The organism is Psittacicella gerlachiana (genome assembly GCF_003585965.1).
GTDB classification, from domain to species: Bacteria; Pseudomonadota; Gammaproteobacteria; order Enterobacterales; family Psittacicellaceae; genus Psittacicella; species Psittacicella gerlachiana.
In genome coordinates this window covers 1-12012 of the sequence record NZ_NRJF01000038.1, presented here as the reverse complement: position 1 = coordinate 12012, position 12012 = coordinate 1, and the positions used below count along the sequence as shown (strand labels likewise).

At 33.6% G+C, this 12012-nt stretch carries 7 protein-coding genes; 5 read left to right on the top strand and 2 right to left on the bottom strand.

Going from position 1 to position 12012, the window contains the following annotated elements; translation table 11 throughout:
* Positions 1-101: 101 nt before the first annotated feature.
* From CKF59_RS01515 to ychF, 3 genes are all read left to right on the top strand, one after another.
* Positions 102-668, top strand: coding sequence for a disulfide bond formation protein B (locus tag CKF59_RS01515; RefSeq protein WP_119534221.1), 567 nt, complete (start codon positions 102-104; stop codon positions 666-668).
* Between the two features lie 83 nt (positions 669-751).
* Entirely contained in the window at positions 752-1324 is a 573-nt protein-coding gene (gene pth, locus CKF59_RS01510; RefSeq protein WP_119534220.1) for an aminoacyl-tRNA hydrolase, read from the top strand.
* Between the two features lie 104 nt (positions 1325-1428).
* Positions 1429-2520 carry a redox-regulated ATPase YchF gene (gene ychF / locus CKF59_RS01505; RefSeq protein ID WP_119534219.1) on the top strand — a complete coding sequence of 364 codons (1092 nt, stop codon included), beginning with the start codon at positions 1429-1431 and terminating at the stop codon, positions 2518-2520.
* A gap of 74 nt (positions 2521-2594) precedes the next feature.
* Here the strand turns inward: ychF and CKF59_RS01500 are convergent, their stop codons facing one another.
* The gene (locus CKF59_RS01500; RefSeq protein WP_119534218.1) at positions 2595-3686 is read right to left on the bottom strand and encodes a hypothetical protein; all 1092 of its coding nucleotides are present in this window, start codon (positions 3684-3686) and stop codon (positions 2595-2597) included.
* Positions 3687-3742: 56 nt separating this feature from the next.
* Positions 3743-9952, bottom strand: a complete 6210-nt coding sequence (locus CKF59_RS01495; protein WP_119534217.1) for a DUF4011 domain-containing protein — start codon at positions 9950-9952, stop codon at positions 3743-3745.
* A 353-nt stretch (positions 9953-10305) separates the two neighbouring features.
* Between CKF59_RS01495 and CKF59_RS01490 the strand changes: the two genes are divergently transcribed.
* Together CKF59_RS01490 and CKF59_RS01485 are read left to right on the top strand one after the other, a co-directional pair.
* On the top strand, positions 10306-10983 hold the full coding sequence (locus CKF59_RS01490; RefSeq protein ID WP_147397093.1) for a hypothetical protein: 678 nt from the start codon (positions 10306-10308) through the stop codon (positions 10981-10983).
* A 190-nt stretch (positions 10984-11173) separates the two neighbouring features.
* Positions 11174-12012: MFS transporter (locus CKF59_RS01485; protein ID WP_119534215.1), on the top strand; the 839-nt coding region annotated here is incomplete at its 3' end.

The following is a 12012-nucleotide window of genomic DNA, read 5'->3' as shown; positions in this document are numbered from 1 at the left end:
GTCTTCTTATGATAGTATTTTAATTTTGTATTTTAGACAGCTTTGATCTAAACGGAGGCACGCTACTTCTTCCTAATAACCTTTATTGCGTGAAAGTTTACATGAGATTATTAAAACGTTGGAGTCTTGCAAGATTCCCTTGGTTCCTCATCTTCTTAGCAGGTGCAGGTGCTAATGCTTTTGCTTTAATTTTACAAATATACTTTAATGAACTTCCTTGCTACCATTGTGTAATTGCTAGATTCTATCTTTACATCATTGCGTTAGCTGGAATTATTGGTATGATTGCCCCGAAAAATTTTATCTTACGTATGTTAGCTATAGCGGGGTTACTCTATGGCTCAATTATGGGGGTGATCAACGGCATTATCCACTTAGATAAAATCGCTGATCATATAGCTAACCCTTTTAAAATTGGCGTGAGCTGTCCTTTATATTTTGATAAACTAGGATCTTTACCACAAAAATACTTCCCTCGTGTTTTTGCTCCTCTAGGTAACTGTGAAAATGCAGGTCCTCCTTATTTTGGTTTAAATCTTATCGAGTGGACTTTAGTTCTCTTTGTGGTTTTAGCACTTACAGGAATCTTAGTTTTCTTAAGTCAATTTTTTGCTCCTTATAAAAAAAGAGGCTTAAACCCTAATAAATCTTTTAGTATGAAAGGTTAAGCATAAGGCACGATGTATTTCGTGCTTTTTCTTTAAATCAAAAAACGTATAATCTACAACATTCAAACTTATAAACAACAAAAATGTCAGATATAAAACTAATTGTTGCCCTCAATAACCCAGGCAGAGAATATGAAGATACTAGACATAACGCTGGTAAATGGGTAGTTGACGCTCTCCTTAAAACTTATCACGCTAACTTAAAAGCAGAAAAAAAATTCTTTGGTGAAGTTGGTGAAATTACCATTAATGGGCATAGAGTAAGAATCCTTTGTCCTACTACTTTTATGAATCTTTCAGGGAAAGCGGTAGAACCTATGCTTAACTTCTATAATATTAAACCCGAAGAGATGCTGGTAATTCATGATGAAATGGCATTAGAACCAGGCACTTGTCGTTTAAAGTTTGCTGGTGGTCACGCAGGGCATAATGGTCTTAAAGACATTCATCGTTTTGCAGGCGAAAAATACTGGCGTTTACGCATAGGTATAGGTCATCCTGGAGACAAAGCAAAAGTTACTGGTCATGTTCTTGGACGTCCAACTGCTACTGAACGTACTTTAAATGAGCAAGCGGTAGAAAAAGCAGTAAAAGGTATTGAAGATATCTTTAAAATTGGTTTAGAAAAAACCATGACTACCTTTAATCAAAAATAGTTACTTAAACTTGTGTTTAATTAGCATAAATTTGTTTTATCTTGTATAATTACAGCGTAATAACTTTTTATATTCATATCTCTGATTAATTTTAAGGAAAATTCATGGGTTTTAGATGTGGTATTGTAGGTCTACCTAATGTGGGTAAGTCTACTTTATTTAATGCCTTAACCAAAGCGGGAATTCAAGCAGAAAACTATCCTTTCTGTACGATTGAACCTAATACAGGTATTGTTCCTATGCCTGATCCACGTCTTAATGTTTTACAAGATATTGTAAAAACTGAACGTGTAATTCCAACAACTATGGAATTTGTGGACATTGCAGGTTTAGTGGCGGGAGCTTCAAAAGGTGAAGGTTTAGGGAATAAATTCTTAGCAAATATTCGCGAAACCGAAGCTATTGGACATGTAGTTCGTTGCTTTGAAAATGATGATATTATTCACGTAAATGGTCGTATAGATCCATTAGACGATATAGATACTATTAACACTGAATTAGTTTTAGCTGACTTAGATGTTTGTGAAAAAGCAGTACCTCGTCTTAGCAAACGTGTTAAAGGTAACGACAAAGATGCTAAAGCAGAATTAGAAGTAATTGAAAAATGTTTAGCAGCTTTAACTGAAGGTAAATCTTTACGTACTTTAGGTTTAAGTGCTGATGAACAAAAACTAATTAAAAGCTACAGCTTCTTAACCTTAAAACCAGTAATGTACATTGCCAATGTTAATGAAGATGGTTTTGAAAATAACCCTTACCTAGAAAAAGTACAAGCTTTAGCAGCTTCTGAAGGTTCTGTTGTTGTTCCTATTTGTGCAGCCATTGAAGCAGAGATTGCTCAACTCGATGACGAAGAAAAAGCAGCTTTCCTTGCAGATTTAGGTTTAGAAGAATCAGGTCTAGACCGTGTGATTCGTGCTGGTTATAAACTCCTAAAATTACAAACTTATTTTACCGCAGGAGTTAAAGAAGTACGTGCTTGGACTGTTCCAGTAGGAGCTACAGCTCCACAAGCTGCTGGCGTTATTCACACTGATTTTGAGCGTGGCTTTATTCGTGCTGAAGTTACAGCTTACGATGATTTTGTAGCTTGTAATGGAGAGCAAGGAGCAAAAGAAAAAGGTAAATTACGTCTTGAAGGTAAAGAATATATTGTTCAAGATGGTGACGTAATGCACTTTAGATTTAATGTTTAGCAAAAAAGCAGGAGTAATTCCTGCTTTTTTCTGTTTTGTTAATTTATTAAACTATTTTTAAGTTAAAAAATACTTTAATCTTTCTTTAATTTCTCAAGATAAGTTTGAGAGTTTTCAATAAATACGGGCCAAGCTTGAGGATGCATTTGTTTATGAAAATGCTTAATTCTCTCTCCTTGCGGATTATCTCTTAAGTAAGATTGCAGATCAAGATCTAAATCCAATTCTATTTTTGCCATAATTGGAGCATAAATATTACGGAAAATCAGTTCTGCTGCATCAGGGGTAAAAATATTCTCTTCTAAAAACTTATCTTTATTTAAAAAGACTTCACGGAATTTTTCTGAAATTTCCATTCTTCTTGTCACATCATACGCAATCATTGCCTTTTCATTAAAATAGAGCTTATCTTCAGATAAATCTCCCCAATATACAGGAATACAGCCCGCCTCTAAACAAATTGCAAGATTTTCCGAAACTACCGCATGAAAATTTAAATATTCCGGACATAAATTAAAGGTAAAATTTTGCAAATAAGCAACCTTATCCCCTTGATAGATTTGTTCTAAGCGTAAATCATTACGTTTATAGTTGCCTGCAAAATTGATTTTGAAATGTTTTAAGTAAGGATCTATATCCGTAATCATGGTAAAGACTTTTAACGAGCCACTACTAAAAAATCTCGTATCTTTATTGATTACACCACCCATAAACTCTTTACGTAAAAAAGGATCTTGTTTACGTAAGGCTTCAAGTTCGGTAATTTTAGCTTTGATTTTATCAATAGTTGGAAACAAACCAAACAAGCGTAAACACCAAGCTGGCAAACGAAAATAATTAGCTCGAGGAAAGCGTTTAACTGATTCTTGTCCAAGACAAAGATCTACATAATCAGTTAAAAAATCAGGCATTTCTTTAGTGTAAGGGACAATAAGCACACTTATCGGAGAAAAACAAACTCGATAAGGTCGATTCTCTTTTACTTGCTCAATATGAGCAATTAATTCTTGACGATTTTTACGATTAATAAAACCATCAACTTCACGTGAGGTAAAAGGGAAATAAATTTCTACTTCTCCAGTCAAAGCCTGAGTATTTAACTCTTGAGCTAATAGATCAGGAATCTTAGCATATGACGGAGGTTGATTAAAATAAGTAATTTTCATAAGGACTAAAAAGCAAAAAATAAGGAGGCTGAGCCTCCCTATATTTTACTATAAAATTAATTTAACTGATCAAGCATATTTTTAAGATCAGCAGTAATCTCTTGTTGTGAATACTTATACCAGTCTACAGTCCAAATTCTCTCTAATTGCCATCCTAAACGGCGCAGAACCATAGCTCTGAGGCGATCACGATCACGAGCAGACTTAGCTTCGGCATACATTTGCCCATCGGTTTCTAAACCTAAAATATAGGTTGAATTTCCTAAAGGAGCAAAAGCCATATCAATACGATAACTAGCACTACCAACTTCAGTACTAATTGTATATTGTGTCCCTAACTCTGTCATTAAAGAGTGAGAAATATAATTTGCTGTCGACAATCTTTCTTTACCTAAAACTCTAGGACTATTTTGTTCTAAAACTCCAGTTTGAGCATATTTTAAGAAACTACGTAAATCATTTACGCCTGATTCTGCAGTTTCATTACGCTTTTGAATCTCCTGATAATTAAAGGAACAAAATACTTCCATCCGCTTTTTACTTCGAGTAAAGAGAACATTAAGACGCTTACCACCAGCAGCTCCATTAATTGGACCAAATCTTTGTGGTAACTTATTACCTAGTTTTACTGGAGCATAAGTACAGCTAATCATAATCACATCTCGCTCATCCCCTTGCACATTTTCGAGATTTTTTACAAATACCGGTTCAAGAGTACGCTCGTATTTGCGATAAATCTCCATGGCTTGAGGATTTTTCTCTAACAGACGCATGAACTCTCGTTCAATTATAGTTGCTTGGCATTGGTTCATAGCTACAGCACCCAAGGTTTGATCTTGATGCTTAACTAGATGTTCAACCATTGCCTGAGCGACCACTTTAGCCTCTTGCGGATTTGCTCTTTGATAATGGAAAGTTCCTTCTACTTTAAAGAACTTAACTCCATAATCTGGATGTTGAGCATATGGAGATGGGAAAGCAATTAACTTAGATCCATAGTAACGCTGATTCGAAAAGGCAATTAAAGATTCATGCTGCGAACGATAATGCCAACGTAAAATTCGGGTTGGGAAAATTGTCGTTGCCACATCAAGAATCGATTTTGCTGTTTGCGTAATAAGCTGATTATCGTCATCACCGCCACTAGTTACTCGACCAAAGAAATTAGTTGGTGGTAACTGTTTTGGATCTCCTACTATTACTACTTGCTTACTGCGAGCTATAGCTCCTAAAGCATCTTCAGGGGTTACCTGCGAAGCTTCATCCATAATCATAAGATCAAAATCTAACCCACCTGGCGTTAAAAACTGAGCTACCGAAGCTGGAGACATCATAAAACAAGGTTTAAGAGCTTGTAACGAAGCTCCCGCACGGAAAATTACATCCCTTAAACTTGCTCTCATGTTTTTATGGTTAGCTACATAACGCAATAACGCCATCTCGGTTAACTCGGCTGGTCGCTTAGACTCAACTCCAGGAAGAGTTTGCGTATTAAGATCTATAGCATATGCGGTATTTTGACGTTGTAATAGTTTTAAATTTTGATCCGCTTGATTGAATTTTTCAACTACAGCATTATGGTTGATTGATGAAAAATCTCTTAAAACCGGAGACCTTTCGATTACTTTCCAAGCTAAGAAATTGAAGAATACTTGGGAGAACATCTCTGCTAATTGAGCCGAACTTAAATTTGCTACTTGCTCAGCATAGTGAGATATTTTTCCAATGCCTAAATTATCTAAGCTTTCGGTTGCTCTTAAGTAGTCAATCCATTCAATTAACCCATCGGCACAATCTAAAGCTAACTGATTTCTCACAATTAAGTCTAAAAGACTATTGGTACTTTCGCCAATCCATAATTGATCTTGCAAACTTGTTAGTTGCACAAAATCAGCAAAAGCTTGGCGTGCCTGTTTAATACTTGCACTTAAGCCACTGATTTTCTCTTGGGCTTGGACAAAGTCTTTAAAGCCTTGGAAAGCTTTAAACATCAAGAGAATACCACGAGCAGTAATATTTAATTTACTTACATTCGTAGTTCTTACTTGCGTTTGTTGCATGCGAGCAATACGCAATACTTCTTTTAAGCTCAAACCAACTTGAGATTGTTTTTGTAAATCACTTACTTGCTCAAAGTTTCCTGCAATTGCTTGCATGTTAGAAGCTTTTAATTCCCCAACTAGTCTTGCTAAACCTATAAATTGTTGAGCTAAATACCAAGTATTAACGATAACCATTAAACGAGGATGCTCTTGGAATAGTCTTTGACTAGTTGCCGGACTTAATTCAGGATTTACTAAGTAAGAATGAAGAACACTTAAAGAAGCCTCATAAGTTGAGATGGTTTCAAGATCTAGCTCATTAATTAAATGCGAACTAAATCTTCTTTCTTTGTGCATTTGCTCATGGAATAAAGCTAAACCATCTTGTAAAGTAGTTTGGAGATCTACAACTTTAAAATTCGTGCGAATTAACTTATTTAAAATTTGAATTTCAGGAAGTAAAATTTGAGCTAAATTTACTAGTTGCCCGTAGTTTTTAATTGGAGTTACTAAGTAGGTATTTAATTCATCGGAAGCTTGACGCAGACGATCGAAGTCACTAGCAATAGTTTTCCCAATTTCTACTACCGCAAAAAACTCTTCTTCATTTAATAAATAAGCTAAGACAGGACTAACTTGAGAATTACTTAACTCATTACGACAATAATTTGCAACTTTATTTGACCATTCACAAAGAATTTTAATGTTATTAAGATTAGTCTCCGCTCCTTGGTAGAGAGCACCAAAGAAATCTTTAAAGGTTTGTGAATTTTCTAATAAACGTAATTTAGCATAGTAAGAATCTATACGGGCAAGGATTCTCTCCACCGCAATATCATCATAATCTATGCCTCGTGTTAATAAGAGGAAACGACGCTTAGCATTTTTATATTTACTATCAAATAAGCGCATAATAAAATTCGGCTTATTGATAATTGCTTTACGCATTTCCACAAATTCTTCGTAACTTGCAAGATGTCCTAAATCAAAGTCCATTTGTAGAGAGTTAATTTCATAGCGTAACTGCTCAATTGATTCAGCTAATTCTTGATAATTAGTTTCTAAGATCGGACTTAAAAAGTTAATGCTTCGATATTTTACTAAAGAAGCGGGTAACTCACTTAATAAACTCGCTAAATCTACTAACTGTTGATAGTTTAACTCTAAAGTACCTGACAACTTGGTGGTTAAATAATTTAAAAACTCAGTTGCCGATTTTTGGTTTTCTTGATCACGCTTGAGATAATTCTCTAAACTTACTTCAAAGCGATTTAATTGCGTTAAATCACCACTATTGATCAAGTGTTGCTCAACAAGAGGTAAAGTCTTAATTAAATGAGCAAATAACTTTCCGATTTCAGGGTGACTTAGAAGTCTTTGACGTTCAGCTAAAGAATAATGTTTATTCCTTAATTCTGGAATTAAACTTACCTTACTAAAATCAACTTCAGCCCCAGTAAATCTTTTCTTTTGCTCTAAACAATCTAAATAAGTATAGTTAAATAAACCTTGTCCTTGAGCGGCACTAAAACCAAGATATCTTTCTAAATGCTCAAGGTCATGCTGTAAATTATTAAATAAAGACCCCTCTTCTAGAGGATTATGTAATAACTCTTGGAGTAAAGTTAAATCTACAAAATCATTAACTTTAGCTAAAGGTAAGCTTGAGAATTTTTGAGCAAAAATATCTAGGGATAATAAATCTAGATGAGCTAATTCTAAATCTTGAGCATCAGCTCCACTTGGAGCTAATTCTCCATTGGCATTTATAGCTTCCGGTTCTACCTGATGAGTACGAAGTAAAGTTTGTAAAAAGTCTTTAATTTCAACTAAACTTTTTTGCCAATTGTAGAGGCTTTCGATAATTTTTGCACTATCAAAAGAATTTAACTCTTTAGCCGTTACTCCATACCATAAGTGATCTCTAATACGTAAATGAGCTAACTTTGGATCATGTAAATTTACTTGCGGAGCTTTATAATTACCTTTAAAACTAAAACTTCCTAAACCCTTTATTTGATTTACATCTTGAGTCACAAATGAATCTGCTTTCGCAACAATTGCCATAATTGGATCTTGCTCTTGTTGCGTTTGCCGCAAGTAACGTGACTGTAAAATTAACGAAGCCTTTACTTTATTAATTACGGTGGTAAAACTGTTTAATTCGGTAATAATATTGTCGTAATTATCTCGAGTAAAAAACTTTTGGGCAACCTCATCTTCGGTAACTTGAGGATTAAATAAACCTATACCACCATTAACAAAGTTAAACTGCTTATAGTAACCGGCAGCTGCTAAGATTTCTTGATTGGTAAATCCAGAATTTAGATAAGGAGCATTGATCTGTTCAGCATAAGCATTTAAGATCTCTTTATATTGTTCGTACTGAGCAATCGCATTAGGCAAACCTTCAGGATAAACATATTTTCCTAAAGAACTTAAACGTTGTTCTATCGACTCAAAAACCGCTTTTTTGGCAATATGGTTATCATGCAGGTCTAAACAAAAATCACCTAACCCCATACCACGTAAACGACGTAATACCCCTTCTTGAGCTGCTAGTTTCTCAGCAATAAAAAGAACTTTCTTTCCTTGCTTCATCGCCGCCGCAATCATATTGGTAATCGTTTGCGATTTACCCGATCCTGGAGGTCCTTCAATAACTAGATTCTTCCCTTGGATTACATCAATTAATGCCGAATGCTGAGAAGAGTCCGCCTCGTCAAGTAGAGGATATAATTCATGAATATTTTCAATTTGATCTATAGCATATTCATTATTTTCTACCCCAACAACGTAGTCTTTATCCCCTGTTTTTTCATTAAACAAGGTATTAATGAGTTGATTGTTCTCTAAACGAGCATGACTTGGCCATTCTTCAGGATCTAAGTCTAGATACATTCTTTGTTTAGCAAACTGATAGGTTGCTAAAAAAGCTTGTTCATGTAAACAAAATTTAAATCCTTGTTCTTGTAAGGATTGTTCAACTAAAGCTAAATACTCGATAAAGCTATAAGTTGCATCTTTATTTACCTTAGCTAGCTGTTCTTTAATTTGCTCTAAAGTAAAAGAAGTCTTAATTCCTTGTTTTAATTTTTTCTCTTCTTGCCACAGATTTTCTGCAATATTTACTCGAGGTAAATAAGTATTAAAATCCAAACGTAATTTCTCAGCAAAAGAGACGTTTTCAATAATATCCTCACCCGTATAGCTAATACTCATTTGTACGCCATTAGCTGAAGATTTATCGTTTAAGTTTACAGGAATAAGATAAAGCGGAGCAAAGCAATTAGTATTATCTGTATCTAGATATTCAACTAAACCTACGGTTAAATATAAAATCCCCGCCCCGATTTCACGAATCGACTTTTGGTTATTACGATAGAAGTTATCTAGCTGTTTTCCAGCTTTAGCTTGCCAACCACAAACCTGTAAACTCGAAGCTTTTGGTAATTTTAACTGTGGATTTTTGCTTTCTTCAACCCCTAAATCTTTGCTCTCATACTCTAAAGCAAAAGTAGCATAGCTTTCAAGATTAATTCCTTTTTCAAGAATTTCAGGGATAAAAGCTTGAGGATCACGACCGCTAAGGTAATTCTCACGAGCATTAGAATCGGTTAATAATAAAGGAATAATTACTTCAGGTGTAAGTTTTTCTCCCTCTAAATAAGGCAATAATGAAAAACGAGTATTCTTTTCTTCATTTGCCAAATTTTGAGCGTCATTAAGCTGCTCATCTTGGTCAAGATCAGCAAACTCTTGCTCTTCGGTCGAAAGCTCGATAAAGTCTTCACCACCTTGGAGTTCATTATCTTTATTGGTCAATGCCTGCAAAGTATTTTCACGGGCATATTTTTTAACTTGAGTATTTACTTCTAATTCAGGTTTGAGCCAAGAAAACTTTTCATTCTCTCTGAGATATGTTTGTTTTCTTACTGGATCTTGCTCAAGCCAAGCAAAATATTCCAAAAACTGAGCAAAGGTTAAACGCTTAAAAAGAAGCAAAGAATAGTCTTTGTTCTGACTAAATTTTTTTACCAAACTAGCTAGATTTTGCTCGACCAAAGGTAAAGCACGGCTATCTTGGAAATTAATCAGACGATTAGTTCGAGACAGATTTATCAGACGATTTCTTACAGTTTCCAAGGAGGTAAATTCAAATCTGCCAAATGAACGTTCAGCAGCATCATTTGCCTCAGGAACGAAATTATCTATATTCGTCATAGATTTTTAATATACGCAAAAAAGTAAGTGAAAAACAAATAGTTATTAAAAATTGTATTCTTAATAACTTTATTTTTTATAGTTATAACAAAACTATCTTTTTTTACGATTACTTGAGTAAATCACTTGGTAAAAAAGATAGCTAAAATGCAAAAAGTATTTATATTTTACCACGTAAACCTCACATTTTAGTGAAGTTTAAAACAAAAAAATAACTTTTTACCACCAAAAAAACTAACTCAAGTTTTTTCTTCAAAGACCTTAATTATCTTAAGTCTATAAGACTGCTATAATAAAAGAATATCATTAGTATTTTTACTAAAAATTCAACTTAAATCAACAATATAATGTATATGTATCTCAATAAAACTTTTAAGAAATTAGCTAGTATTATTGCTATCTCTAGTCTCTGCTTATTACCACAGCAAACACTAGCTCAAAATATCACCAAAGAACAAGCTTATCAAATGGTACATAAAACTTATGATGCAGATACCATTGGTAATCATATAACAGAAATATTCGAACAATCACTTACAGAAATTTTAAAAAATAAAAAATCTATTAACTATGTATACATAATTTATAATCTGGCAAAAAAATTCAATAATGAGTACCCAGCAGAAATTATTAACAATCGATATGATGTAAAATATGTTGATGACTTATTTGAACTTTCTAAATACTGTCTTGTATATATTAAAGAATACTCAAAGTCTAAACATTTTATAAAATGTATTGCTCTAATAACTGTAGTTGGAACATTTAGCAGTAACAGTGATAAATTTAAAAGTACAATTTTAGTTCATGAATATGTAAATTATCAAGAAAATAGTGAAGTACATCAAAAAGTTCAAAAAATCCCTATCTTTCAAATTCTAGATAATTTTAGCAACACTCCGCTTCAAATTCTAGAGAATAAACTGAACTTTAATTTCAATATTCCCTTAGATGATGACTACCTTAAGGCTAAAGAAATATGGAAATTTATCTTTAATGTAGATTTTCCATATGATAGCAATAGTAATTAAACTATCTAAAATAGTTACTCTTAATTAAATTAAAATAAAATAGACTTGAGTCTTAATTCTCAAGTCTATTTTATTTCTACCTTTCTAGATACTAGATTCAAATCCTCAATAGCTTTTATTTTTATCCACTTATTTATTTATCATTTTTTCGGCAGTATAATATGCAGTAATCAAATCTCAAGGATTATTTATGTCGCAACCTCATTCTGCGACCACCATCTACGAACCTGACTATGATACTTTAAGTAAACATCAACGATCTTTAAGGAAAAAGCTTCCCAAGCGTTGGTTACTTGTCTTAATCTTGACCTTACTCTCCATTATTACTGGCTTAGAAAATACTTCATTTTCTCCTGCTATAGGACAACTAAAAGAACAATTTCAAGTTAGTATTATTGCTCTTCAAGCATTTTTCCTCTGTGGCATGGGGATAGGGCAATTATTTTGGGGACCTATGATTGATAACTGGGGGCGAAAACCCATTGTTATTATTTGTTCTATCTTAGGAATTTTCACTAATATAAGTATCGTCAATGTTGATCAAGGTTTTGGTCTTTATTTAAATCGCTTTTTACAAGGATTTTGTTTTGGTGGTCTAGGGTTACTCTCTACCATTATCTTAAAAGACATCTATCCTACCCGAAGATTTGTGATTTACAACTCTTGGATTGTCTTTTTCTATGTTTGCTCACCTGCTTTAGGTCCTTTATGGGGAGGTAGTATTACCGTACTCTATGGCTGGCGAACTATTTTTAATATATTAACAGTAGGGCTAATTAGTCTATTAGTTCTCTATGTTCTTCTCATTCCGGAGACTATCGCTAGCAAACACAAATTGAACTTTGACTTAAAGCAAACTCTGCCTCACTATAAACTAATTCTTGGCAATAATCGAGCACGCTTTTTAATCTTATTTAATATAGGATACTCGATCTGTATATTTTCTTTACCTATATTAATTCCTAATATTTTAATCAATGAATATCAAGTTGATCCTAACCTCATTGGGGCTTATTTTCTTATTCCTTT

Coding starts and splice junctions, on each gene's coding strand:
- CKF59_RS01515 (WP_119534221.1), top strand. CDS start 102: ATGAGATTATTAAAACGTTGGAGTCTTGCAAGATTCCCTTGGTTCCTC.
- pth (WP_119534220.1), top strand. CDS start 752: ATGTCAGATATAAAACTAATTGTTGCCCTCAATAACCCAGGCAGAGAA.
- ychF (WP_119534219.1), top strand. CDS start 1,429: ATGGGTTTTAGATGTGGTATTGTAGGTCTACCTAATGTGGGTAAGTCT.
- CKF59_RS01500 (WP_119534218.1), bottom strand. CDS start 3,686: ATGAAAATTACTTATTTTAATCAACCTCCGTCATATGCTAAGATTCCT.
- CKF59_RS01495 (WP_119534217.1), bottom strand. CDS start 9,952: ATGACGAATATAGATAATTTCGTTCCTGAGGCAAATGATGCTGCTGAA.
- CKF59_RS01490 (WP_147397093.1), top strand. CDS start 10,306: ATGTATCTCAATAAAACTTTTAAGAAATTAGCTAGTATTATTGCTATC.